Raw genomic sequence first — 23860 nt, forward strand, 5'->3', positions numbered from 1 at the left:
GCCTCGCGTCGGGACGGGCGGAACGCCGAAAGGGCCGCCGTCAGCCGGGGCGGCCTCATCGTCGAGACCCCCGAGGCGTGAGGGAGAGCGCTCTCGCCCCACACCCCTGCCAAGCTGACGGCGGCCCCTCGAACCCGACAACGCCGCCGCCGTGCGTTGCGGGACGTCTGGGAACGTTCCCAGGTCTGACGGTAGCGCACCGCCGCCACCGCCGGCAAGCGCTTTCCTGCGGACCGACCACTGGGCCGTTCGCGCTGCTGAACAGCGAGAACGGCCCAGCGGGCCTCACGAGTGCGGACAGGTGTCGCGGTACTCGGAGATGGCTGTGCCACGGGGTGCGGGGCACAGGAACTGCTCGTACCGGGTGTCGTTGTCGACGAACCGCTTGAGCCACGCGATGCTGTACTTCGCGATCGTCGTGTTGGAGCTGTTCGGCGCGTAGTGGCTCGCGCCCTCCAGCTCCAGGTACGCCTTGTCCAGAGTGGACGGCAGGCTGGTGTAGAACGGCTCCGAGTGCGACGACACCGACGCCACCGAGTCGTTCTCCGCGCCGACGATCAGCGTCGGCGTCTGCACCGTCGACCACGTCTTGGTGGTGTTCCACGGGGTCAGCGGGATCGAGGCCTGCAGGCTCGGCCGGTCCTTCGTGGCCTCCAGCGCGCCTCCGCCGCCCATCGAGTGGCCCATCACGCCCAGCCGCGAGGCGTCGATCCGACTCCGCACGGAGCTGCTCGTCGTGAGGTAGTCCAACGCGGCCAGCAGCTGGTCGCCGCGCGAGGACGGCTGGTCGTACCGCGAGTTCGTGTCGATGATGAAGATGACGAAGCCCTGCGAGGCCAGCCGCGGTCCGAGCCACGAAAGGCTGGACTGGCTGGCCGTGTAGCCAGGCGAGACCGCGATCGCGCCGAACGTGCCCTCGGCGGTGCTGGTCGGGTAGTAGACGGTGCCGCCGCCGAAGCCGCGCACGCTGACCGACGACACCGTGGTCTGGCTGGTGGCGAACGGCCCGCGGGTGGCCTCGATGCTCGCGGTGCTCGGCGCCGGACCGCGTTCGTAGGGGTTCTCGGCGGCCTGGGCGACCGTGCCGGACGTGGTGAGGGCAACCACCGCGGCGAATACCAGGGCGCGGCGGGACAGGGGAGACCTCAGGGACATGGTGTGCTCTTCCCGGCGTGGCAAGGACTTGGCGGATAGTCCTCAGTGGACCTTGCTTGGCGCGTCAGAGTCTGACGCGCTACCTACTCCGGAGTCAAGTAACCGTCTCGCCACGCTGCGTGACGCGAAGGATATTCACCTCCGCGGACCGGGAAACCGGCCGACGACCGTAACTCCGACCTGCGAGGAAGCGCTCCCACGCACCTCTTGACCACGACCCACCCGATCACGAAGATCGGCCGCGACAGAGCCGTCGGACGAACGGAACCGCCGATGTCCCGCAGACACCTGAGCACCGCCCTGGCCGCGGTGCTCACCGCCGGTCTCCTCACCGGAGGCGCCGCGGCCTCCCCGGAAGCGTCACGCCGGCCGGTCATCGGCGAGCCGCGCACCGAGCACGGCTGCGCCCGGATCGAGGAGCACCTCCCGCACCTGGACGAGTGGCCGAAGGTCGACAGCCGGGTCAAGTCGAACCCGTCCGACGAGCGGCGCGTCAAGAAGATCCTCGCGGGCATGACCCTGGCCGAGAAGGTCGGCCAGATGACGCAGCCGGAGATCGGCGCCATCACCCCGGACGAGGTGCGCGAGTACGGCATCGGCTCGGTCCTCAACGGCGGCGGCTCGTGGCCGGGCCGCGACAAGCACGCGTCACCCCAAGCCTGGCTCGCCCTGGCCGACGCCTATTGGGACGCGTCCAAGGCCAGCCGCACGGGCATCCCCGCCATCTGGGGCATCGACGCCGTGCACGGCAACAACAACGTCTACGGCGCCACGGTCTTCCCGCACAACATCGGCCTGGGCGCGGCGCACGACCCGTGCCTGATCCGGGACATCGGCAAGGCGACCGCCGAGCAGCTCCGCGCCACCGGCCAGGACTGGGCGTTCGCGCCGACCCTGGCCGTGCCCCTCGACGACCGCTGGGGCCGCACCTACGAGGGCTTCTCCGAGGACCCGCGGATCACCCGCGCCTACGGCTACGAAGCCACCCGAGGGCTGCAGGGCAACAGCCGCAGCCGCGTCGGCGTGCTCGCCACCGCCAAGCACTTCATCGGCGACGGCGGCACCACCGGCGGCAAGGACCAGGGCGTCAACCCGGCCTCCGAAGCCGAGATGATCAACGTGCACGGCCAGGGCTACTACGGCGCGCTCGCCGCCGGCGCCCAGACCGTGATGGTGTCGTTCAACAGCTGGACCAACGACGAGCTCGACGAGGGCAAGCTGCACGGCAGCAAGCTCGCGGTGAACGACATCCTCAAGGGCAAGATGGGCTTCGACGGCCTCGTCGTCTCCGACTGGAACGGCATCGGCCAGGTCGCCGGCTGCACCAACTCGTCCTGCCCCCGGGCGATCAACGCGGGCATCGACGTCGTCATGGTGCCCAACGACTGGAAGGCGTTCATCGCCAACACGGTCGCCCAGGTCGAGAACGGTGAGATCCCCCTCGCCCGCATCGACGACGCCGTGACCCGGATCCTCCGCGTCAAGCTCCGCTCCGGCGTCCTCGACGGCGAGAGGCCGTCCGAACGCGACCACGCCGGCTCCACCGACGCCCTCGAAGCCCGCAAACTGGCCCGTGAGTCGGTCCGCAAGAGCCAAGTCCTGCTCAAGAACAACAACCGCGTCCTCCCCCTCTCCCCGCGCGCCAAGGTGCTGGTCGTCGGCAAGAGCGCCGACAGCATGCAGAACCAGACCGGCGGCTGGACCCTGACCTGGCAGGGCACCGGCAACACCAACGCCGACTTCCCCAACGGCACCACCGTCCTCGGCGGCCTCAAGGAAGCCCTCGGCGAGCAGAACGTCGTGTTCAGCGAGACCGGCGACGTCGATCCCGCCGGCTTCGACGCCGTGATCGCGGTCCTCGGCGAGACCCCGTACGCGGAGGGCGTCGGCGACATCGGCAAGCGCTCCCTGGAGGCGGCCAAGCTCTACCCGAACGACCTCGCCGTCCTCGACAAGGTCAGCGGCAAGGGCGCCCCGGTCGTCACCGTCTACCTCTCCGGCCGCCCGCTGCACGTCAACAAGGAGCTGAACCGCTCCGACGCCTTCGTGGCGTCCTGGCTGCCCGGCACCGAGGGCGGCGGCGTCGCCGACCTGCTGGTCCGCGGCAAGCACACCTACCCCGGCTTCACCGGCGAGCTCTCGTTCTCCTGGCCGCGCAGCGCCTGCCAGACACCCCTCGACGCCGACGCCGACGGCGACCCGCTCTTCAAACCCGGCTACGGCCTCCGCTCGTGGCAGACCGGCAACCTCGGCCGACTGGACGAGACCTCCCCCGAGTTCGGCTGCTCCGGCAACAACGGCGGCGGCACCGCCACCGAGGACCTCGACCTCCACGTCCGCACCGACATCGCCCCTTACCGCAGCTACATCGGCTCACCGGACAACTGGAGCGGCACCGAACTGGGCCCGGACGGCGAGGCGGCGCACAGCTCGATCACCGTCGTGCCCGCCGACGTCAACGTCCAAGGCGACGCCATGAAGACCACCTGGACCGGCACGGGCCCCGGCCAGGTCTACCTCCAGAACCCGGCGGGCGGCACCGACCTGCGCGGCTACCTCAACGCCAACGCCGCCCTGGTCTTCGACGTCATCGTCCACCAGGCCCCAGCCGCCCGGACCGTCCTGAGCACCCACTGCCAGTACCCGTGCTTCGCCGAGGTCAACGCGACCAACCTCTTCACCAACCTCCCCACCGGCGTCAAGTCCACGGTGAAGATCCCGATCTCGTGCTTCGCCCAAGGCGGCCTCGACCTGGAAAACGTCAACACCCCATTCCTCGTCTACACCGACGGCACCTTCCAAGCCTCCTTCGCCAACGTCCGCTGGACCCCCAAAGCCGCCACCGACCCCGACGCCAAACCCTGCACCGACCTGACCTGACTCCCCTTCCCCCCACCCCCTTCCCCCCACCCCCCATCCCGTCCACTGACACGAAGCCCTTCCCCCAAAGGAAGGGCTTCGTGTCATCCCGCCGACCTGGCTCCGCCCTACCGCGCGTGTCAAGGGGGGCGCTGTTCACCGATGCCCGCACCGTCCACTGATGTCGCCCCCCTTGATACGTGTGGTAGCCCGTAGGGAGGTCGGTGGGATGACACGAAACCCGACCAACAACGGACCCGGCACATCCCCACCCACCGGTCCGTCATCCTGCTGATCTGCCCGTCCGGCGAGGACTCTTTTCATCTCTCACCTAATACCCCACCGTGAACCGAGCCCGCCGGTGCCGAGGCATCTCGACCTCGTCCACCAACGCCACCGCCAGATCCTCGATCGAGATCACCTCACCGACCTGCTCATCCCGACCGACCCGGAACACACCGGTCCGCTGACCGGGCTCCAACAACACCGGCGGGCTCAGGTACGTCCAGTCCGCCTCACGATCGGCCCGGCACACCGCCAACTGCTCGGCGCCCGCCCTCGCGATCGGCCCGAGCTCCACCGGGAAGCCCGGCGCCTCCAGCACCGTGTGCCCAGCCGGCGTCACGAGGCTGCCCGCGCCACCGACCACCACCAACCGCGCCCCGGTCTCCGCCGCACCGGCGAGCAACGTCCGCGTGGCCTCGACCAGCTGACCTTCCTCCCCGTCAGCCGGCCGAGTAGCGCCGATCACCACATCCCGGCCATTGCTGAGGCGCACCACGTCCGCGAGCACGCTCGCGTCGCCGACCTCACTGCCCGGACCGGGCCGACGGCTGACGGCCGTGACCTCGTGGCCCCGCCGCCGCGCCTCCTCGACCACCTTCCTCCCGACGCTACCGAACGCTCCGAACACGGTCATCCACACGACTTTCCCCCTTCTTCAGCTGAGCCGTCACCAACGCCCCGAGCACCACCACCGCACCGACCACCTGCAACGCCGTCAGGTCCTGGCTCAACACGAGCCACCCCACCGCCGTCGCGACAACCGGGCTGAGCAGCCCGAGGAACGTCACCTGCGTCGCCGCCAGCACCCGGATCCCGCGGAACCACAGGGCGTACGACAGCGCCCCGCCGATCACGCCCAAGTACACGAAGCCGCCGACGTTCGCCGCCGTCAACGCGGGTGGCGGCCCTTCGACCAGCAGCGTCACCGGCAGCAGCACGACACCGCCGGCCACCAGCTGCCACCCGGTCACCGCCAACAACGGCGCGGGCGTCGTCCACCGCTTGCTCAGCACCACCCCGGCCGCCATCACGACCGCGCCACCCAGCGCCGCCGCCACGCCGACCCAGTCCAGCCGCGCATCGGCCCGCAGCACCAGCAGCGCCACGCCCACGACGCCCGCCACCCCGGCCAGCGCCACCCGCGCCGTCATCCGCTGCCCGAGCAGCACCACCGCCAACCCGGCCACCACCAGCGGCTGCACGGCTCCGACCGTCGCCGCCACCCCGCCCGGCAACCGGTACGCCGCCAGGAACAGCAACGGCAGGAACACGCCGATGTTCAGCGTGCCCAGCACCAGCGAGCGCCACCACCAGTCACCCTTCGGCAGCTGTCGCGTGACCGCCACCAGCAGCAACCCGGCCGGCAACGCCCGCAACAGCCCCGCCAGCAGTGGCCGGTCCGGTGGCAGGTACTCCGTGGTGACGTAGTAGGTCGTGCCCCACACGGCGGGGGCGAGCGCGGTCACCCATTTGCTTAGCACTAAGACAAACTAACTCACCGCTAAGGTATCTCCACGGTGACTTACCTCACCGCTAAGCTAGTTCGATGGCAGACCACGTCGACCTCGTCCTCGGTCAGTGGCACGCGCAGCGCCCCGACCTCGACGTCTCGCCGATGGCGGTGATCGGCAGGCTCAGCCGCCTCGCCCGGCTGGTGGACGGCGAGCTGGGCAAGACCTTCGCCGCGCACGACCTGGACCGGGCGTCGTTCGACGTGCTCGCCACCCTGCGCCGCAGCGCGCCGCCGCACCGGCTGACCCCGACCGAGCTGATGCGCGCCTCGATGGTCACCTCCGGCGCCGTGACGCAACGGCTCGACCGCCTCGAAGCCCGCGGACTGGTCGTCCGAACCCCCAACGAGCACGACGGCCGAGGCGTGGTCGTCGCCCTCACCGACGCCGGTCGCGACCTGATCGACCGCACCCTGCCCGACCACCTCGCCACGGAGAACCGCCTGCTCAGCGCGCTGTCGCCCGCAGAGCGAACCGCTCTCGCCGACACCCTGAAGCACCTGCTGGAATCCCTCGGCGACAAGTAACCGCCGCAAGTTTCTTCACTTACGAAACTTACCGCGCTATGGTGCCTTCTCACCGGCCGCTTAACCGCTTAATCGAGCCGCACCCGCACCCCGCACCCAACCTCACACCGCTCAACGCCGAGAGGGTCCGCCATGAGGAAACGCTCCGCCGCCAGACAGGTGACCACCGCCGCCATCACCACCACCGCCATCACCACCACCCTCGCCGCCGCCCTCCTGAGCTCCGGCGCGATCTCCACCGCCGCCCCGGCCGACACCGCCCAACGGCACCCCAAGCCGCAGTCGGTCCGGATCTCCGACCCGCACGCCACCCCCGAAACCCGGTCCCTCTTCTCGTACCTGCGCGACCAGCAGGGCAGGGGCGTGCTGTTCGGCCACCAGCAGACGACCGAGTTCGGCGTCACCTGGGACGAGTTCACCGAGACAGACGGGCTGAAGTCCGACGTCAAGGCCGGCGTCGGCGACCACCCGGCGCTGTTCGGCTGGGACACCGGCCACCTCGGCCACGGCTCGTCGCCCGGCGACCCGGCCCCGGAGGAGAACTTCCAGGCCACCGTCAAGCTGATCGAGACCGCGCACAACGAGATCGGCGGCGTGCACACCCTCGCGTCCCACATGGACAACTTCGTCACCGGCGGCAGCTTCTACGACACCAACGGCGACGTCGTCACCCGCATCCTGCCCGGCGGCGACCACCACGCGCAGTTCAACGCCTACCTCGACCGGGTCGCCCGCCTCGCGCACGAGGTCGACGACCGCGACGGCAACCCGATCCCGATGATCTACCGGCCGTTCCACGAGAACAGCGGTTCGTGGTTCTGGTGGGGCGCGGCGCACGCGTCACCGGCGAAGTACGTCGAGCTGTTCCGCTACACCGTCGAGTACCTGCGCGACGTCAAGGACGTGCACAACTTCCTGTACGCCTACTCGCCCGGCGGCGGCTTCGGCGGCGTGGACGACGTCTACATGCGCACTTACCCGGGCGACAACTACATCGACGTGTTCGGCATCGACAGCTACGACGGCAGCAACGGGTCGCAGCAGTTCCTGGACGGCGTCGTCGCCGACCTCGGCATGATCGCGCGCATCGCCCAGGCCAAGGACAAGGTCTCGGCGTTCACCGAGTACGGCATCAGCGGCGCGCTGAAGCCCAACGGGCAGAACGGGAACCTGAACTGGTTCACCACGATGTTCAACGCCATCAAGGCCGACCCGTGGGCCGGTCGCAGCGCGTTCATGCTGACCTGGGTGAACTTCGGCACCGAGCAGTTCTTCCTGCCGTACCCGGCGACCGCCACCGAGCCCGAGCACGAACTGCTGCCCGACCTCAAGCGGCTGCACGCCGACCCGTACGCCGTGTTCAGCTCCGCGCTCGACCTCTCCGACGTCTACGGGCGCAAGGTGAAGGCCGAGGCGCACAAGCCGTTCCTGCACGTCGTGTCGCCGCCGGACGGTGAGCGGATCACGACGCCGACCACCACCGTTCGCGTGCGACTGCTCGACGCCAAGCCCGCGCTCGTCTACTACACCGTCGGCGACGACCCGACCAAGCACCTGCTCACGCTGGACCGGGGCACCGGGTACTACACCGGCACCTGGGACATCGGCGCGGAGAACCTGACCAACAAGGTCACCCGGCTCAAGGTGACCGCGTTGACGCCGCGTGGCACGTTGTCCGCGACGAACCGCCTGATCCTCGGCGCGAAGCCGCCGCTCGCGCCCGGTGTCGTCGACGACTTCGAGGGCCACGTCGACGACACGGCGTTGGGCGCGGAGTACAGCCCGTACGGGACGAACCGCATCTCGCTGGCGGCCGAGAACGGCGGCAAGGCGCTGAAGTTCGACTACGACTTCGGCTTCCAGACCTACACCGGCGTCGGCAAGCGGATCTCGGGTGACTGGTCGACCTACACCGGGTTGTCGTTCTGGCTGCGGCCCGACGGGTCGAACCACAAGCTGGTGCTGCAGCTGAACGCCGGCGGGGTGGCCTACGAGGCGTACCCGTCGATGTCCGGCACGTCGGCCGGGATCGTGACGATCCCGTTCGCGGACTGGCGCCCGGCGCCGTGGGACACGGGCAACGCGCACCGGCGGATCACGCCGGAGGACCTGAAGAACCTGTCCCAGTTCAACATCTTCGTCAACCAGGTCGACGGCAACCCGGTCGTGACCGGCACCTTCTACCTGGACGACATCCGGGCGAGCTGAGCGGGCCCACCGACCCCGCCCGCGTGCGCTGCCACGTGCCCGGCGCGCACGCGGGCGGTTCCATTCGGCCGATTGCCACCGCCGTCCACCTTGGGTTGGCTTTGGATACACGCGATCCAAGGGGGACCCATGACACTCTTCACGCTCTTAAGCGCGCTCCTGCTCTCCGCCTCCGCAGCCACCGCCTCCGACGTGAGCCCGCACTGCCAGGAATCCGGCTACTGCGTCTTCTCCGGCGCCTCGTTCACCGGCGCCCGCGCCATCGTGCCCCTGTCCTACGGCTGCCACCCCGTCACCGACCTGGGCTTCACCACGGCCCGCTCCGCCGCCCGCGGCTTCGGCGACGGCACCGCGCTACAACTGTTCGCCGACAGCACCTGCACCACCCGCGTAGCCACCGTCTACCACGAGGTCCCCACCACCACCGCGACGTCTTACCGCCTGATGCCGATCCCGACCTGACCCGCGTCCTGCGCGTTCACCACGGGTGCTCCGAGCGTTGGACAAGCGGGTCAGAGCGTGGTGGTCCAGGTCAGGACGGCTTGGTGGTAGGAGGGGGCGTTGGGCGCGTAGTTGATGGAGTGGCCGTAGTCGGGCAGCACGTGGGCGCGCAGGCGGGCGGCGGGGGAGAAGAACGGGGACTCCGAGGCGCGCAGGGCCTCCGCCGACCCGCAGTCGCTGCCCAGCGGTCGGCCGCAGAAGTGGGTGTCGCCCGCGCCGACCACGACCATCACCGGCACGTCGATCAGCCGCGTGAACGGCACGACCACGTTGTTCAACGTGATCGTGTCCACCGCCTCCGACGCCGCGAACACGTCCTTGGTGGCCTCGTCGAACCCGATCGCGTCGTCCACCCGCGCGCCGGGCGAGTGGAACGACCCGTAACGCGTGCCGGGCGCGGTCGTCAGGTAGCCCACGTCCAGCCCGGACCGCCGCAGCTGCGGGTCCAGCACCGCCGGGATCATGCCCGCCAACGCCGGGACCACGGTGATGAGGTTCATCCGGTGCGTGAAACCGGTGACCAGCACGCCGTCCACGTCGCCGTACGTCGCCGCCTCGATCAACGCCATCGCCGCACCGATCGAGTGGCCGCCGACGACCACCTTCTCGAACCGCGGCCGGACGGCCCGCACCACCTGGTGCACGGCGTGCGCCTGGGTCGACGCCGTCACCAACGCGCTCAACGGCCGCGAGCTGCGCCCGGTGCCGAGCCGGTCCACGGCCAGCGTCGCGATACCGGCCCGGTTCATCGCCTGCCGGTACGACCGGGTGTCCGGCGAGTACGAGATGTCCCAGTACGAGCTGTTGTACGTGCCGCCGGGGATCAACACCTGGACGGTGGACGCGCCCGCCGGCGTGCACAGCCTGCCGTGCACGGAATGCGGCGTGCCGAGCACCGCCACCGGCACCCGCAAGTCCTCGCACACGACCTGCGCCCCGGACGCCGGACTCGACACGGCGCCCGCAGGAGCTGCCGGCAGCAGACCGGCCGACACGGCGAGCAAGACAACCGCGGACAACCGCAATCGCGACCAACGCACGACTCGACAACCTCCTGGGTCCGAAACCACTGTCACAACCTGCGCCGCCCCAACCCGCGCTCCCACCCGCCGCACCGCACAACCCGTACCGCCACACGCCGCCCCACCCCACGCCGCCCCACCCCACGCCACGACCTCGCGCTCAACGGGGTACCGCCGTCATCAGCAGTCCGCTGGGATAGGCGGTCGACGTGAACTTGGTGCGCACGGCCTTGCCGGGCACCGGCACGAGCCGCCACCTCGACAGCACGGTGGCGAGGGTGATCACGATCTCGGTCTGCGCGAACACGTTGCCCAGGCACTGCCGCGCGCCCGCCGCGAACGGGATGTAAGCGCCGCGCGGCACCGGGACGGACGGGGACAACCACCGGTCGGGGTCGAACCGGTGCGGGTCGGGGAAGGACGTCGGGTCGTGGTGCAGGGCGTGCGGGCTCACGATGACCTCGGCGCCCACCGGTAACTCCACCCCGCCGAGCGAGACCGGCTCGACGGCCCGCCGCATCAGGATCCACAGCGGGTACCGCCGCAGCACCTCGTTCACCACCGCCGCCGCGTACGTCAGCCGAGGCACGTCGGCGAAGGTCACCGGCCGCCCGCCGAGCACCTCGTCGAGCTCCGCGACCAGCCGCTCCTCCACCTCCGGGTGCCGCGCCACCTCGTGGAACGCCCACGCCAGCGCCAGCGCGGTGGTCTCGATGCCCGCGGTGAGCAGGGTCAGCACCTCGTCGTAGGTCTGCTGGTCGGTCATGCCGTCGCCGGACTCGTCCTGCGCCAGCAACAGCATCGACAGCAGGTCGCCGTGGTCGGCCACGCCCTCGGCCCGCCTGCTCGCGATGACCTCCAGCACGATCGCGCGCATCCGCGCGATGGCCCGGTCGAACTCGCGGTTGCCCGGCAGCGGCAGCTTCTCCACGAACGACGGCGACAGCGCGCGCACCATGCCCTGCTTGATCACCACGAACACCGACCGCCGCACCTCGGCGATCACCCGCTGCCCGAGCTCGGTGGAGAACAGGGCCTCGCCGACGACGGTGACCGCCAGCGCCTGCATGTCGTCCTCGACCACCCGCACCTCGCCAGGCTTCCACGACCTGGTCAACGCGGTCGCGGCGCGCACCATCGTCCCCGCGTACCGGTCGATCCGGTCCCGGTGGAACGCGGGCTGCACCATCCGCCGCTGCCGCAGGTGGAACGCGCCGTCGGAAAGCACCAGACCATTGCCCACGTAAGGGCGGAACTTGTCGAACATCGCGCCTTTGCGGAACCGCGGACCGTCCGTGACCAGCACTTGGTGCACAAGTTGAGGAGTGGTCACGAAATACGTCGTCATCGGACCGAGGTCCACCTTCACCACTTCGCCGTGATCGCGCAGTGATGCGGTGAACTCGTGTCGTCCGCGCAGCATCGCCAGGGAGTGGCCGAGGAATGGCAGCCGACCGGGAGCCGTCGGGACACCCATGTCAGCTCCTCTCCGGCCGCCGAAAGCGACGGCCCACGATAGGACCCGTTCGGTGGAAGGTGATAGCGCCCGTTCGGGTGGGTTGGTGTCGCACCGACGGGGGGACGACTACTGGTTCCGCCCACCCAGTACTCTCGCCGATCCCGAACCATCCCGAACCGATCCCCGAACCCATCCCGCACCGATCCCCGAACCATCCCCGAGATGCGAAGAGGTGCCCGCAATCATGGCGCAGCGCGAATGGATTCCACCCGGCGTGGACATCTCCGTGCCCAGCGTGGCCCGGACCTACGACTACATGCTCGGCGGCGGGCACAACTTCGCCGTCGACCGGGCGCTCGGCGAGCGGATCGAGGCGACCATGCCCGGCCTGCGCAACGCCGCGCGCGTCAACCGGGCGTTCCTCGGCCGCGTCGTGCGGTTCATGGTGGAGCAGGGCGTGCGGCAGTTCCTCGACATCGGCTCCGGCATCCCGACCGTCGGCAACGTGCACGAGGTCGCCCAGGCGGCGGCGCCCGGCTGCCGCGTCGTCTACGTCGACCGGGACCCGGTCGCCGTCGCGCACAGCGACCTGATGCTGGTCGGCAACGACGACGCGGCCGTCGTGCAGGCCGACATGCGCGAGCCCGACGCGATCCTGGGCAGCGACGCGGCCGCCCGGCTGCTCGACTTCGACCAGCCGATCGGCGTGCTCATGCTGCTGATGCTGCACTGGGTGCCGGACTCCGCCGACCCCCGCGCGCTGGTCGCCCGCTACCGCGACGCGCTCGCGCCCGGCAGCTACCTCGCGGTCACCCACGCCACCGGCGACAACCAGGGCGAGAACCTGGCCGACGCGACCGATGCGATCAAGCGGAGCAACAGCCCCGATCAGGTGAACTTGCGTTCCCGCGCCGAGATCGAGGAGATGTTCGACGGATTCGAACTGGTCGAACCGGGTCTGGTCGGTTGCGGTGAATGGCGGCCCGGTGGGCCTGGTGACATCGCCACCGAGCCCGACATGAACATGCTGGTCTACGCGGGGGTCGGCCGAAAGGTATGAGCCAAAAGAGGTGAATTGCCCGGAGGAAGTCACCGTGGGTGTTCGCGGTTCACACTTCCGGTTGAGTGTTGGCCGGCGGGGGGTGGGTAAACTGCCGCGAATCCTCGATATCACAACAGGGCAACGGGAATGTCGATCCCCAGTCAGAGACAAGGAGCCACGTCACCACCCGAACGTGGCCGGGAACTCCTCGCGCGGAAGTGGTCGTACCTGCTCAGCGGAGCCGTGGTGGTCGCGCTGGACAGGAACGAACTCGACCGCGAAATGCGGGACCGCCTGGACGACCTGTGCGCGGCGGTGCACGCCGAGGCCACTCCCGGGTCGCCGGCGGCGCGGCCGGCCGAGCGGATCGGCGAACAGCTCGTCGCGCTCGGGTACGTCACCGAGGACGGCTTGCGCGTGACCCTCGACGTGCTCGGGAAAGGGCTGCTGGGGCTCTCGGAGTTCCAACCCGTGGAACGCTTCGCCCAGCCGATCGTGGCCGTGCTCGGCGCGTTGTCGGCCGGTTTCCTGGCGGCGAGCAGGCGCGCGGTGTTCGAGCAGCAGGAGTCCATGCAGCTGTCGCTGCTCAAGGCGGTCCGCGACGCCCAGTGGCACCTCAAGGAGAGCGAGGCGCGGTTCGAGGAGGTCGTCACGTCGTCGGCCAGCGGGATCCTGGTGGTCGACCCGGCCGGGCGGATCGTGCGGGCCAACGCGGCGATCGGCGACATCCTCGGCTACACGACCGAGGAGCTGACCGGCTTCGCCCTGTTCGACCTCGTGCACCCGGACTCGGTCCGGGTCCTCGGCGAGGCGATGCTGGCGCTGCTCGAGGACCGGCAGGAACGGGTCCGGCAGCCGCAGCGGTTGCTGCGCAAGGACGGCGACGTCGCGCGGATCTCGCTGACGGTGTCGCTGCTGCGCGGCGCGGACGACCAGCCCGTGCACTTCGTCGCCGTGATCGAGGACGGCACGGAGCTGATGCTGCTCCAGTCGGAGCTGAACCGGCAGGCGCTGCACGACGTGTCGACCGGGCTGCCGAACCGGCAGTACTTCACCACCCACCTGGAGAGCGCGCTGCGCCGGGCCGACCCGGTGCGCGGGATCAGCCTCTTCCACCTGGACGTCGACGCGTTCGGCATGGTGTGCAACAGCCTCGGCCGGCCCACCGGCGAACGGCTGCTCGTGCACGTGTCGCAGCGGCTGAAAGCCGTGCTGGCGCGCGAGAAGGCGATGATCGCCCGGCTCGCCGACGACGAGTTCGCCATCCTGGTCGAGAACGCCGCCACCACGCCGGACGTCTCCAGCACGGTGGCCGAGATCAACCGCGAGCTGGCCGAGCCGGTGTACTTCGACGACCGCGGGCTGGCCGTGTCGGTCAGCGTCGGCGTGGTGCGCAGACCGCCGCCGGACTGGGAGCCCGCCGACGTGATGCGGGCCGCCGAGCAGGCGCTGCGGCGGGCGAAGTCGGGTGGTCGCGGCCAGTGGGCGCTGTTCGACGACGGGCAGGACGCGGTCGAGCGGCGGGCCGACGCGCTCGCCGTCGCCATGCCCGGCGCCTGGGAGCACGGCGAGGTCGGCGTGCGGTACCGGCCGGTGGTGGAGCTGGCCGGTCGCGCGTTGGTCGGCGTGGCGGCGACGCTGCACTGGGACCGCGGCGACGACTCGCTCGACCACGCGGAGTGCGCCGCGCTGGCCGAGCGGACGGGTCTGGTCCTGCCGTTGGGCGAGTGGCAGCTGGCCACCGCGTGCGGGCAGGTGCGGTGGTGGGGCCAGAGCGGCGGGTTCACCGCGGCGCTGCACGTCGGCCTGACCAGGAACCAGTCGCGTGACGGCGACCTGGTCCGCCGGGTGCGCCGGGTGCTGGACGACACGGGGTTGCCCGGCTCGCGGCTGGTGATCGGGATGCCGGTCGCGGTGCTGGCGGAGACCGAGGCGGTGGACAACCTGACCGTGCTGGCCGAGCTGGGCGTCGGCACGTCGCTGGACGACTTCGGCCTCGGGCCGGACGACCTGGCGGTGGCCGCGGAGCTGCCGATCGGGTCGGTGCGGGTGGCGCGGCGGCTGGTCGAGCGGCAGTCCCGCGGCGAGGCGGACTACCTGGCCGAGCTGGTGTCGGTGGCCCGACGTGCGGGCATCCGGGTGCTGGTCGACGGGCTGGAGACGCGCGAGCAGGCCGACTGGTGGCGTGCGGCGGGCGTGGTCGCGGGCACGGGCCCGTTCTTCGGCGACCCGCTGCCCGCGGGCGCGTTCCCTGACCCGATCGAGTGGTACGACTAGCCGCCATCTGGGACGGCGTGGAATCAGGCCTTCACAGCGCGTTTCCTTACCGTTACAGTTCTGGGAGCGCTCCCAGAACTGTTCCGGTCAGTGTGGACCGCGGAACGGGCCTTCCTTCGCGGGCGGGTCGGACGTGGTCCCGCACGCGAAGGAAGTGATGTGGATGACGGAGTTCCCGTCCCGTCTGGATGCGCCCGCGCACGCCCTGCGGACGTTGAGCATCCCGTTGCTGCGGGGCTCGCTCGGAGTGGTGTTCGTGTGGTTCGGCGCCCTCAAGGTGACCGGCACGACCCCGGTGGCCGACCTGGTCGCGCGGACCGTTCCGTGGCTCGACCCGGGCGTCTTCGTGTTCGCGCTCGGAGTGGTGGAAGTGGTGCTCGGCATCGCCCTGGTGGTGGGCTTCCGGTTGCGCTGGGTGGCGCTGCTGGTCGTGCTCCACCTGGCGGGCACGTTCTCCACGCTCGTCCTGCAGCCGTCCGTCGCGTTCCAGACGGGCAACCCGCTGCTGTTGACCATGACCGGCGAGTTCGTGGTCAAGAACCTGGTCCTGATCACGGCGGGCCTTGCGGTCATGTCGGCGGACGCACCCGTGCGGCAGCGGGTGGCGCGCGCCGACGTCGCCCGGCGGTGATCGCGGCGCCGCGGGGTCCCGACCGACCCCGCGGCGCCATCACCCCCGGCGGGCCAGGTACGCGGCCACGCCGTCGAGGTAGAGGTCGAGGCCGAACCGGAAGTCGGCGTCCACGTCCTGCTCGTCGTAGAGGTTGGGGTGGTCGAACACGCCGGCGTCGACCACGCGGCCGAGGGCCGGCAGCCGCCGCGGGTCGACCACCTGGCGCAGCGCCCGCGCGTAGGACGGTCCGAACACCTCGGGGTTCTCCCGGAAGCTCTCCGCCAGTTCCGTGGTCAACCGCATCTCGCCGTGCACGAACGTCAGCAGGCCCATCACCACGGTGACCTTCTCGCCCTCGTCCAGCGGCGTGTCGGCGAGCGTGCCGAGCGCGCTGTCGAACCACGCCAGGTTCTTCGGCCCGAGCGGCGGTCCGGACAGCGGGATCCGGGCGTACCAGGGGTGCCGGCGGAACGTGGCCAGCACGGTGGTCGCCCACAGCGTCAGCCCGGCGCGCCAGTCGGTGGCCGGCGGCATCGGCGGCGGCTCCTCCAGCGCGGCGTCGGACATCAGCTTGAGCAGCTCGTCCTTGCTCTTCACGTGCCGGTAGAGCGCCATCGTGGCGTTGCCGAGCTGCTGCGCGACCCGGGCCATGGACACCGCGCCGAGCCCTTCGGCGTCGGCCACCTCGATGGCGGCCCGGGTGATCTCGGCGACCGACAACGACGGCTTGCGGCCACGTCTCGGCGTCTCGCGCAGACCCCACAGCAGGGCAACGTCCGCTGGTAGCTCGAACTCCTCGGCCATCCATCACCCTCTCGTCACGCTGCCCGCCAGTCTAGGGCTACCGGAATTAACTGCGTATGAGCTACGCTCTTTAGCGTATCTAGTACACAAAAGGGGGCAGTGATGATCGTCGAGGCGACGGGCCTGCGCAAGGCGTACGGGTCGACCGCGGTGCTGGACGGGATAGACCTGGAGGTCGCCGAGGGGTCGGTCTTCGCGTTGCTCGGTCCCAACGGCGCGGGCAAGACGACCACCATCCGGATCCTGTCCACGCTGTCGCGCCCGGACGGCGGCCGGTTGCGGGTGGCCGGGTTCGACGTCGTGCGCGAACCGGCCAAGGTGCGCGACGTGATCAGCCTGACGGGCCAGTACGCGGCCGTGGACGCCGAGCAGACCGGCCGGGAGAACCTGGTCCTGGTCGGCAGGCTCATGCACCTGGGCCGGGGGAGGGCGAAGGCGCGCGCGGCCGAGCTGCTGGAGCGGTTCGACCTCGTCGACGCGGGCGACCGCCGGGTCAAGACCTACTCCGGCGGCATGCGCCGACGCCTCGACCTGGCGATGAGCCTGGTCGCCCGGCCGAAGGTGATCTTCCTGGACGAGCCGACCACCGGCCTCGACCCGGCCAGTCGCACGGGGATGTGGGACGCCATCCGCGACCTGGTCCGCACCGGCACCACGATCTTCCTCACCACCCAGTACCTGGAGGAGGCCGACCGCCTCGCGGACCGGATCATGGTGCTGGACAAGGGGAAGGTCGCCGCGCACGGCACCGCGGACGACCTCAAGGCCAGGGTCGGCGGCCACCGGCTGGAGCTCCGCTTCACCTCGGGCGCGGCGCTCGACGTCGCGGCGGCGCGGCTCGGCGGCTTCGCCGACCGCGAGCGGCTCGTGCTCGGCGTCCCGTCCGACGGCACGGCCGCGCACCTGCACGCGGTGCTGGACGACCTGCGCGCCGCGGTCGCCGTCCCGGCGCAGGTCTCCTCGCACCGCCCGACCCTCGACGACGTCTTCCTCGCCCTGACCGCCCGTGAAGGAGTGCCCGCATGAGCCACGCGATCGCCGACTCGATGACGATGATCGGCCGCAGCATCCGGCTCGGCAGGCGCAACGTCGACACGCTGATCATGTCCGTCGTCCTGCCGCTGCTGATGATGGCGCTGTTCGTGTACGTCTTCGGCGGCGCGATCAACACCGGCACCGGGTACATCAACTACGTGGTGCCCGGCATCGTCCTGCTGTGCACGGGTTACGGCGCGGCGGCCACCGCGATGTCCGTGGCCCACGACATGAACAGCGGGATGATCGACCGCCTGCGCTCCATGCCGATCCGCGGCTTCGCCGTGCTGACCGGGCACGTCACGGCCAGCGTCGCCCGCAACGCCCTGTCCACCACGATCGTGGTCGGCGCGGCGGTCGCGATGGGCTTCCGCCCGTCCGCGTCACCGCTGGAGTGGGCGGCCGCGGTCGGATTGCTGCTGCTCTACGTGCTGGCGCTGTCGTGGCTGGCGGCGGGCCTGGGCGCGGTGGCGAAGTCGGTCGAGTCGGCCAGCGCGTTGAGCTTCTTCATGCTGTTCCTGCCGTACCTGAGCAGCGCGTTCGTGCCGACGCACACCATGCCGCCGTTCTTGAGGGGCATCAGCGAGCACCAGCCGATCACGCCGGTCATCGAGACCGTGCGCGGCCTGCTCACCGGCACCCCGATCGGCGACCAGGGTTGGCTGGCGACGGCGTGGTCGGCCGGCCTGCTGGTGGCGTCGTTCGTCCTGGCCAACGCCCTCTACCGGCGGCGCGTCAACGACTGAGCGAACGCCCGCGCGGGCGAGGTGACTGTCCACTTCGGACTCGACCGGTCGGGGCGCCGGCCCGCGGGAACGGTCGAGCGCGGCTCGTCCGCGACCGGGCCGGCAACCGCCACGCCGCCGGCGGTGCCGCCCGGCCGTTAGCATCGCCGCATGCCGGACGACGCCGGGGTGCCGCGCAGGGTGTTCATCAGCCACACCTCCGAGCTGCGCCGCTACCCGGCGGGCACGTCGTTCGTGGCCGCCGTCGAGTCCGCGATCACCCGTGCGGGCGACGTCGTGGCGGACATGCGGTACTTCGCCGCCCGGGACGAGCAGCCGGCGCAGGTGTGCCGGGACGCGGTGGCCGCCGCGGACGTCTACGTGCTGCTGGCGGGTTTCCGCTACGGCTCGCCGGTGCGCGGCCGGCCGGAGCTGTCGTACACCGAGCTGGAGTACGAGGCCGCGGGTGACGCGGGCCTGCCGCGCCTGGTCTTCCTGCTGGACGAGGACGCGGAAGGCCCGGCGGGCCTGTTCCGCGACCCGCGGCACGGCGCGCGCCAGGAGGACTTCCGCCGACGCCTGCGCGACAGCGGCGTCACCGCGGCCACCGTCTCGTCACCGGCCGAGGCGGAAACCGCCGTCTACCAGGCGTTGACCGAACTGGGCCGGCCACGGCGCCGATCCGCCCGCGTCTGGAGCATCCCCGCCCGCCTGGCCCGCTTCACCGGCCGTGAGCGACTGCTGGACGACCTCCGCGCCGCGTTGTCGTCGCAGACGCCCACCGTGGTGCAGGCGGTGCACGGCATGGGCGGGGTCGGGAAGACCACCACGGCCCTCGAGTACGCCCACCGGCACGCCGACGAGTACGACATCGCCTGGTGGGTGCCTGCCGAAGCGCCGGAGCTGGTCCCGGACCGATTAGCCGAGCTGGCCAGGGCCCTGCGCCTGGCCGACAACGCCGACACCGCGGCCGTCGCGGTGGCCCGACTGCTCGGCGAGCTCCGCACCCGCGACCGGTGGTTGATCGTCTTCGACAACGCCGAGGACCCGGCCGCGCTCACCGGGCACCTGCCCACCGGTCCCGGCCACGTCGTCATCACCTCCCGCAACCCCGACTGGGCCGACCTCGCGCACCCGCTCGGCGTGGCCGAGTTCACCAGGGCCGAGTCGGTCCGCCTGCTCCGCGACCGCGCGCCGCGGCTGACCGGGCCGGAGGCGGACCGGATCGCGGAGGCGTTGGGAGACCTGCCCCTGGCGGTCGACCAGGCCGCCGCGCTGCTGGCCGACACCACCCTCACCGCCGAGGTCTACCTCGACCTGCTCGCCGAGCGCGCCCACGACCTCCTGGCCCAAGGCCGCGCCTCGACGGCCGCCTCGTGGACGGTCGCGCTCGACCGCCTCGCCGACGACGACCCGGCCGCGCTCCAACTGCTCGCGCTGATCGCCTGGCTGGCGCCCGAACCGGTGCCGTCGACCCTGATCGCCGAGCACCACGAACTCCTGCCCGAGCCGCTGGCGTCCGTCGCCGCCGACCCCCTGGCGCTCGCCGCCACGCTGGCCACCATCCGCCGCCGGGCCATGGCCCGGGTGAGCCCGGACAGCGTGCACCTGCACCGGGTGCCGGCCGCGTTGTTGCGCACCGGCGCGGAGCTGGGCCTGGCCGCCGCCGCGTTCCGACTCGTGTACGAGGCCGCGCCGGAGAAGTCGACGGACGACCCGTCGGTGTGGCCCGCCTGGCGGCAACTCCTGTCGCACGTGCTGGTGGTCGTGGACCCCGCCCGGGACTTCGGCGTGGCGACCGGCCGGGTGCTGTGGCTGGTGCGGCAGGCGGCGGTGTACCTGCGCGGCCAGGGTGAGGCCCGCCAGGCGCTGCCCCTCTTCGAACGCGCCCACCGCATCGCGCGCGAGGCGTACGGCGACGACGACCTGGTGACCCTGGCGGCGGTCGGCAACCTCGCCGGCTGCACCCACGACCTGGGGGAGCACCGACGTGCCCACGAGCTCCAGGAGGCCGCGCTGGCGCGCAGCAGGGTCGTGCTCGGCGAGGACCACCCGCAGACCCTCGCGTTCCTGAACGACCTCGCTGTCACGTCGTGGTCGATGGGCGAGGTCGAGCGCGCGCGTGAGCTGGGGGAGGAGGTGCTGGGGCGGCGGAAGCGGGTGCAGGGCGAGGACGACTTGGGCACGCTGGCCGCGGCGGCCAACCTCGCGGGCTTCCTCACCGCCACGGGGGATGTGGAGGCAGGGCTGGCGCTGCACGAGGACACCCTTGCGCGCCTGCGCCGTCTTCTGGGCGACGACCACCCCAGCACTTTCGAATCCGCGGCCAACCTGGCGAGCGAGTTGTACACACTGCGCGAGTTCGAGCGCGCTCGCGAGTTGTACGAGGCCTCGGTCGCGCGCATGCGGCGAGTGCTGGGCGAGCGCCACCCGCGGACGACGGCCACGGTCGTGAACCTGGTCGGCGTCCTGATCGCCCTGGGTGAGGTCGAGCGGGCCCGAGCCTGGTGGGACGAGTTCGGCCTCTCGGAGCGCTACCCCTGAGCGGCTACTCCTTCAGCCGGTGCACGACGACGATCCCGCCGTGCAGCGGCAGGTGGCGGCGTTCGTCGTCGGTGGCCACGTACTCGTCCAGCACGGCGCCGATGCGGCGGTCCAGCTCCACCACGTCCTCCGGCGACAGGTGCAGCGCGAACCGCGCGTAGGTCCGCACCGACTCCGGCCCGGCCTCCCGCAGCTCCTCCTGGAACGCCTCCACCGGCGCCATGGTCGCGCCGCTGTCCACCAGCGGGCCGTCCAGCCACCACGACACCCCGGTCGAGCGGTAGGGCTTCTCCAGCGCGCCGCTCACGCCCGTGCGCACTTCGCCCGGCTCCAGGAACCCCGCCGCCGCGAGCTGCCGCACGTGGTACAGCACGGTTCCGGGGTCGCGCCCCAACCGCTCGGCCAGCTGCTTGTTGGTCAGCTCCTGTTGCGCGCACAGCCGCAGGATCCGCAGCCGCAACGGGTGGGCCAGCGCCTTCGTCTCCTCGACGGTCGCCGGACGCCGTCGCCGATCAGCCATGCCGCCCAACCTAACCGACCGGTGGGGAAACGAACCGATGGAGAAAACTCCATCGATGTGCGATCCTCCACCAATGGTCTCGCTCGGAAACGGCTTCTGGCGCCTCTGGACGTCCTCCGGCCTGTCGAACCTCGCCGACGGCACGTTCAAGGTCGTCCTGCCGCTGGTCGCCGTCCAGACCACCCGCGAGCCGACCCTCATCGCGGGCCTGGTGTTCGCGCTCACGCTGCCGTGGCTGGTCTTCGCGCTGCCGGCGGGCGCGCTGACCGACCGCCTCGACCGCCGCCGCACCATGATCAGGGCGAACCTCGCCAGGGCCGTGCTGCTGGCCGCGCTCGCCGCCGCGGTGGCGTCGGGCTGGGCGAACATCTGGCTGCTGTACGCCATCGCCTTCGCCGCCGGCACCGCCGAGACGCTCTACGACACCTCGGCGCAATCCCTGCTGCCCCAACTGGTCGACCGCGACCGGCTGCCCCGCGCCAACGCCCGCCTGTTCGCCGTCGAGCTCACCGCCAACGAGTTCGTCGGCCCGCCCGTCGCCGGGCTCCTGGTCGCCGCCGGCGCGGTGGCCGCCTTCGCCGCGCCCGCCGCGCTCTGGCTGGTGGCCCTGGCCGTCCTGTGGTCGGTCCGGGGCACGTTCAAGATCCACCGCGAGCACCGCACCACCCTGCGCGCCGACATCGCGGAAGGCCTGCGCTTCCTGCTGCGCCACCGCGTGCTGCGCGCCCTCGCCGTCATGGTCGGGCTCTTCAACGTCGCCGGCACCGCGTCGGGCGCAGTCTTCGTCCTCCACGCCGTCGGCCCGGGTTCGGCGATGGGCCTGACCGGGCAGCTGTTCGGCCTGCTCCTGGTCACCCCGGCGGTCGGCAGCCTGGTCGGCTCCCTGGCCGCCGAACGCGTGATCGCCAGGATGGGCCGCGCGCGTTCGCTGGCGTCCGGGTTCGTCGCCGGCTCCCTGCTGGTCGCGGCACCCGCCGTGACCACCGACCCGTACGTCGTCGCGGCGGCGTTCGCGGTGGCGGGCGGCGGGATCGCCGTGCTCAACGTGGTCGCGGTCTCGTTGCGGCAGCACGTGACGCCGGACCGCCTGCTCGGCCGGGTGAACAGCGCCTACCGCCTGGTCGCCTGGGGCACCATGCCGCTCGGCGCGGCGATCGGCGGCGTCCTGGCGGACGCGTTCGGCCTGCGCGCGGTCTTCGTGATCATGACGGCGGTGTCGCTCGTGACGCTCGTCGGCCTGTCCGCCACCAGCGAGCGGAAGATCGACGCGGCCCTGGCGGCGCGGTCGTCGGCGCCGTAGCGGGCAGCGCCGTCGTCAGCGCCGGCCCGACGCCGCGTCGATCACCTCGTCCAGCACGTCCCGCGACCGCACCAGCTCGCCGATCATCCGGTCGATGCGGTCGCGCTCGGCGGTGAGGTCGTCCACCAGCCGCGGCGTGGCGATCTCGGACGGCCCGCCGTCCGCGTCCCGCATGCACGGCAGCATCAGCGCGATCTTCTTGCTGGCCAGCCCGGCGGCGAACAGCTCCTGGATGCGGATGACCCGGTCGACCGCGCGTTCGGGGTACTCGCGGTGGCCGCCCGTGGTGCGGTCGCTCGTCAACAGCCCTTGCTGCTCGTAGTACCGCAACGAGCGCACGCTCACCCCGGTGCGCCGGGCCAGCTCGCCGATCCGCATGTCACACCCCAGGCGACTCGAAACTGACATTGATGTCAACTTCTACCGCAGTCGCACGACCGTGCACAACCGGCCTCTCCGACCCCGCGAGCAGGGCCGCACTACCCGACGCCGGCCACCTCGTGACCCAGGGCGCGGAGGAACCAGTCGAGCGCGGGCGCCGCGCTCTCCGGCGCCCGCCACCCGTTGATCACGGCCAGCAGTCGCACGTACCGCTCGCGGCGGGGGTCGTTCGCGGTCTCCAGCAACGCCGCCAACCGGTCGACCGGCACGTGCGGCACCCGGGCCAGGACCTCGGCGACGACCCGACCGGCCTCGGCCGACGTCGGCTCGACCCCGGCCGCCAACGCGCGCGCCACCGCGTCGCGGACCACCGCCGTCGGGTCGGGCCGCAGGCCCTCGCGCACCAGGACGAGGTGCTCGACCAGCCGCCGCAGGCACGCGCGGAAGTCCGGGTCCTGGGTGAGCCGCGCCAGCTCCAGCCACGCCTCGACCTGCGCGACCTCCGGCTGCTCGGGCAGCTCCGGCGTCATGGACCGCATGATCCCCACGAACGCCGGGTCGTCCGCCACGTCGCCGAACGCGTGGTCGAGGAACTCGCCGACGAGCTGCCGGCGTCCGTCTTCGGAAAGCTTGGCCAGTCTGTGCATGAGACCCATCTCCTCGGGGCCGGCACCGCGCTCCGCCACGATCGTCAGCACCGCCCGGCGCAGTCGCAGCACGTCGATCCGCACCGCCAGCGCCTGCGCGTGCGCCGCCGCCACCTGCGCCACGGTGAGCTCCCGGTCCAGGACCCGCCGGATCGTGGGCAGGTCGAGTCCCAGCTCGCGCAACGTGCGCAGGAGGTCGAGGCGGGCCACGGCGTCGTGGTCGTAGAGCCGGTAACCGGCCGGGCTGCGACCGGTCGGCGGCACGATCCCCCCGTCGGAGTAGAACCGGATCGCCTTGACCGTCAGCCCGGTCCGCCGAGCCAGCTCACCGATCGGGAAGACCGCGTCGCCGTCCATGCCCACCACCCTCGTGCCTCCCCCTACCGGAGGCTCAAGGCTTTCACCGCGCCGGTCACGACCGGGCGTCGACGGGTCCGAGGGCGTG

At 71.4% G+C, this 23860-nt stretch carries 20 protein-coding genes; 11 read left to right on the forward strand and 9 right to left on the reverse strand.

Features of this window, described 5'->3' with window-relative positions; translation table 11 throughout:
- Positions 1-285 precede the first annotated feature (285 nt).
- Positions 286-1155, reverse strand: coding sequence for a bis(hydroxyethyl) terephthalate hydrolase (gene bdeA / locus ABTZ99_RS18930; RefSeq protein WP_498784686.1), 870 nt, complete (start codon positions 1153-1155; stop codon positions 286-288).
- Positions 1156-1428: 273 nt separating this feature from the next.
- Here bdeA and ABTZ99_RS18935 point away from each other — a divergent pair, with 273 nt between their 5' ends.
- A complete protein-coding gene (locus ABTZ99_RS18935; protein WP_499612607.1) occupies positions 1429-4035 on the forward strand; it encodes a glycoside hydrolase family 3 protein in 2607 nt (868 codons plus the stop codon).
- A 310-nt stretch (positions 4036-4345) separates the two neighbouring features.
- Here the strand turns inward: ABTZ99_RS18935 and ABTZ99_RS18940 are convergent, their stop codons facing one another.
- Positions 4346-4933, reverse strand: a complete 588-nt coding sequence (locus ABTZ99_RS18940) for an NAD(P)-dependent oxidoreductase (RefSeq protein WP_499612609.1) — start codon at positions 4931-4933, stop codon at positions 4346-4348.
- A complete protein-coding gene (locus ABTZ99_RS18945) occupies positions 4908-5765 on the reverse strand; it encodes an EamA family transporter (protein WP_498784692.1) in 858 nt (285 codons plus the stop codon). Before ABTZ99_RS18945 ends, ABTZ99_RS18940 begins: the two co-directional genes overlap by 26 nt.
- An 80-nt stretch (positions 5766-5845) precedes the next feature.
- On the opposite strand from ABTZ99_RS18945, the gene ABTZ99_RS18950 reads away from it, so the two are divergent.
- The 3 genes from ABTZ99_RS18950 (at position 5846) to ABTZ99_RS18960 (ending at position 9007) form a co-directional block, all read left to right on the forward strand.
- Positions 5846-6337: a MarR family winged helix-turn-helix transcriptional regulator gene (locus tag ABTZ99_RS18950; RefSeq protein ID WP_498784694.1), complete on the forward strand. Its 492-nt coding sequence runs from the start codon at positions 5846-5848 to the stop codon at positions 6335-6337.
- A 132-nt stretch (positions 6338-6469) separates the two neighbouring features.
- The gene (locus tag ABTZ99_RS18955; RefSeq protein ID WP_499612611.1) at positions 6470-8545 is read left to right on the forward strand and encodes a glycosyl hydrolase; all 2076 of its coding nucleotides are present in this window, start codon (positions 6470-6472) and stop codon (positions 8543-8545) included.
- A 129-nt stretch (positions 8546-8674) separates the two neighbouring features.
- Positions 8675-9007, forward strand: coding sequence for a hypothetical protein (locus ABTZ99_RS18960; protein WP_499612613.1), 333 nt, complete (start codon positions 8675-8677; stop codon positions 9005-9007).
- Positions 9008-9057: 50 nt separating this feature from the next.
- Here ABTZ99_RS18960 and ABTZ99_RS18965 read toward each other — a convergent pair whose 3' ends face one another.
- Positions 9058-10041 carry an alpha/beta hydrolase gene (locus tag ABTZ99_RS18965; protein ID WP_499612615.1) on the reverse strand — a complete coding sequence of 328 codons (984 nt, stop codon included), beginning with the start codon at positions 10039-10041 and terminating at the stop codon, positions 9058-9060.
- A 187-nt stretch (positions 10042-10228) separates the two neighbouring features.
- Positions 10229-11545, reverse strand: a complete 1317-nt coding sequence (locus ABTZ99_RS18970) for a cytochrome P450 (RefSeq protein WP_499612617.1) — start codon at positions 11543-11545, stop codon at positions 10229-10231.
- A gap of 226 nt (positions 11546-11771) precedes the next feature.
- Here ABTZ99_RS18970 and ABTZ99_RS18975 point away from each other — a divergent pair, with 226 nt between their 5' ends.
- From ABTZ99_RS18975 to ABTZ99_RS18985, 3 genes are all read left to right on the forward strand, one after another.
- On the forward strand, positions 11772-12587 hold the full coding sequence (locus ABTZ99_RS18975) for an SAM-dependent methyltransferase (RefSeq protein ID WP_499612619.1): 816 nt from the start codon (positions 11772-11774) through the stop codon (positions 12585-12587).
- Positions 12588-12815: 228 nt separating this feature from the next.
- Positions 12816-14846 (forward strand): putative bifunctional diguanylate cyclase/phosphodiesterase, encoded by a 2031-nt coding sequence (locus ABTZ99_RS18980; RefSeq protein ID WP_499612621.1) that lies wholly within the window; start codon positions 12816-12818, stop codon positions 14844-14846.
- A gap of 163 nt (positions 14847-15009) precedes the next feature.
- Positions 15010-15477 carry a DUF417 family protein gene (locus tag ABTZ99_RS18985; RefSeq protein ID WP_498784708.1) on the forward strand — a complete coding sequence of 156 codons (468 nt, stop codon included), beginning with the start codon at positions 15010-15012 and terminating at the stop codon, positions 15475-15477.
- A 39-nt stretch (positions 15478-15516) separates the two neighbouring features.
- Here ABTZ99_RS18985 and ABTZ99_RS18990 read toward each other — a convergent pair whose 3' ends face one another.
- A complete protein-coding gene (locus tag ABTZ99_RS18990) occupies positions 15517-16263 on the reverse strand; it encodes a TetR/AcrR family transcriptional regulator (RefSeq protein ID WP_499612623.1) in 747 nt (248 codons plus the stop codon).
- A gap of 102 nt (positions 16264-16365) precedes the next feature.
- Here ABTZ99_RS18990 and ABTZ99_RS18995 point away from each other — a divergent pair, with 102 nt between their 5' ends.
- The 3 genes from ABTZ99_RS18995 to fxsT all read left to right on the forward strand — a co-directional run bounded on the left by ABTZ99_RS18995 (position 16366) and on the right by fxsT (position 20567).
- Positions 16366-17289, forward strand: a complete 924-nt coding sequence (locus tag ABTZ99_RS18995; RefSeq protein WP_498784712.1) for an ATP-binding cassette domain-containing protein — start codon at positions 16366-16368, stop codon at positions 17287-17289.
- Positions 17286-18044, forward strand: coding sequence for an ABC transporter permease (locus ABTZ99_RS19000; protein WP_499612625.1), 759 nt, complete (start codon positions 17286-17288; stop codon positions 18042-18044). The genes ABTZ99_RS18995 and ABTZ99_RS19000 overlap by 4 nt, the downstream gene beginning before the upstream one ends.
- Positions 18045-18194: 150 nt before the next feature.
- A complete protein-coding gene (gene fxsT / locus ABTZ99_RS19005; protein ID WP_499612627.1) occupies positions 18195-20567 on the forward strand; it encodes an FxSxx-COOH system tetratricopeptide repeat protein in 2373 nt (790 codons plus the stop codon).
- Between the two features lie 4 nt (positions 20568-20571).
- On the opposite strand, the gene ABTZ99_RS19010 is transcribed toward fxsT, so the two are convergent.
- The gene (locus ABTZ99_RS19010; protein ID WP_498784718.1) at positions 20572-21087 is read right to left on the reverse strand and encodes an ArsR/SmtB family transcription factor; all 516 of its coding nucleotides are present in this window, start codon (positions 21085-21087) and stop codon (positions 20572-20574) included.
- Between the two features lie 73 nt (positions 21088-21160).
- Here ABTZ99_RS19010 and ABTZ99_RS19015 point away from each other — a divergent pair, with 73 nt between their 5' ends.
- Positions 21161-22387, forward strand: coding sequence for an MFS transporter (locus ABTZ99_RS19015; RefSeq protein ID WP_499612629.1), 1227 nt, complete (start codon positions 21161-21163; stop codon positions 22385-22387).
- Between the two features lie 15 nt (positions 22388-22402).
- Here ABTZ99_RS19015 and ABTZ99_RS19020 read toward each other — a convergent pair whose 3' ends face one another.
- Together ABTZ99_RS19020 and ABTZ99_RS19025 are read right to left on the reverse strand one after the other, a co-directional pair.
- Positions 22403-22765: a MerR family transcriptional regulator gene (locus ABTZ99_RS19020; RefSeq protein ID WP_498784722.1), complete on the reverse strand. Its 363-nt coding sequence runs from the start codon at positions 22763-22765 to the stop codon at positions 22403-22405.
- Between the two features lie 101 nt (positions 22766-22866).
- A complete protein-coding gene (locus ABTZ99_RS19025) occupies positions 22867-23772 on the reverse strand; it encodes a MerR family transcriptional regulator (protein WP_499612631.1) in 906 nt (301 codons plus the stop codon).
- Between the last annotated feature and the right edge of the window lie 88 nt (positions 23773-23860).

Source organism: Actinosynnema sp. NPDC002837 (assembly GCF_040295345.1).
GTDB lineage: Bacteria > Actinomycetota > Actinomycetes > Mycobacteriales > Pseudonocardiaceae > Actinosynnema.

Excerpts from the sequence above, each read along its gene's own strand:
- ABTZ99_RS19015 (WP_499612629.1), top strand. The coding sequence starts at position 21,161 with ATGGTCTCGCTCGGAAACGGCTTCTGGCGCCTCTGGACGTCCTCCGGC.
- ABTZ99_RS18960 (WP_499612613.1), top strand. The coding sequence starts at position 8,675 with ATGACACTCTTCACGCTCTTAAGCGCGCTCCTGCTCTCCGCCTCCGCA.
- ABTZ99_RS19010 (WP_498784718.1), bottom strand. The coding sequence starts at position 21,087 with ATGGCTGATCGGCGACGGCGTCCGGCGACCGTCGAGGAGACGAAGGCG.
- ABTZ99_RS19000 (WP_499612625.1), top strand. The coding sequence starts at position 17,286 with ATGAGCCACGCGATCGCCGACTCGATGACGATGATCGGCCGCAGCATC.
- ABTZ99_RS18940 (WP_499612609.1), bottom strand. The coding sequence starts at position 4,933 with ATGACCGTGTTCGGAGCGTTCGGTAGCGTCGGGAGGAAGGTGGTCGAG.
- ABTZ99_RS18970 (WP_499612617.1), bottom strand. The coding sequence starts at position 11,545 with ATGGGTGTCCCGACGGCTCCCGGTCGGCTGCCATTCCTCGGCCACTCC.
- ABTZ99_RS18985 (WP_498784708.1), top strand. The coding sequence starts at position 15,010 with ATGACGGAGTTCCCGTCCCGTCTGGATGCGCCCGCGCACGCCCTGCGG.
- ABTZ99_RS18995 (WP_498784712.1), top strand. The coding sequence starts at position 16,366 with ATGATCGTCGAGGCGACGGGCCTGCGCAAGGCGTACGGGTCGACCGCG.
- ABTZ99_RS19025 (WP_499612631.1), bottom strand. The coding sequence starts at position 23,772 with ATGGACGGCGACGCGGTCTTCCCGATCGGTGAGCTGGCTCGGCGGACC.
- ABTZ99_RS18975 (WP_499612619.1), top strand. The coding sequence starts at position 11,772 with ATGGCGCAGCGCGAATGGATTCCACCCGGCGTGGACATCTCCGTGCCC.
- ABTZ99_RS18935 (WP_499612607.1), top strand. The coding sequence starts at position 1,429 with ATGTCCCGCAGACACCTGAGCACCGCCCTGGCCGCGGTGCTCACCGCC.
- bdeA (WP_498784686.1), bottom strand. The coding sequence starts at position 1,155 with ATGTCCCTGAGGTCTCCCCTGTCCCGCCGCGCCCTGGTATTCGCCGCG.
- ABTZ99_RS18990 (WP_499612623.1), bottom strand. The coding sequence starts at position 16,263 with ATGGCCGAGGAGTTCGAGCTACCAGCGGACGTTGCCCTGCTGTGGGGT.
- ABTZ99_RS18950 (WP_498784694.1), top strand. The coding sequence starts at position 5,846 with ATGGCAGACCACGTCGACCTCGTCCTCGGTCAGTGGCACGCGCAGCGC.
- fxsT (WP_499612627.1), top strand. The coding sequence starts at position 18,195 with ATGCCGGACGACGCCGGGGTGCCGCGCAGGGTGTTCATCAGCCACACC.
- ABTZ99_RS18955 (WP_499612611.1), top strand. The coding sequence starts at position 6,470 with ATGAGGAAACGCTCCGCCGCCAGACAGGTGACCACCGCCGCCATCACC.
- ABTZ99_RS19020 (WP_498784722.1), bottom strand. The coding sequence starts at position 22,765 with ATGCGGATCGGCGAGCTGGCCCGGCGCACCGGGGTGAGCGTGCGCTCG.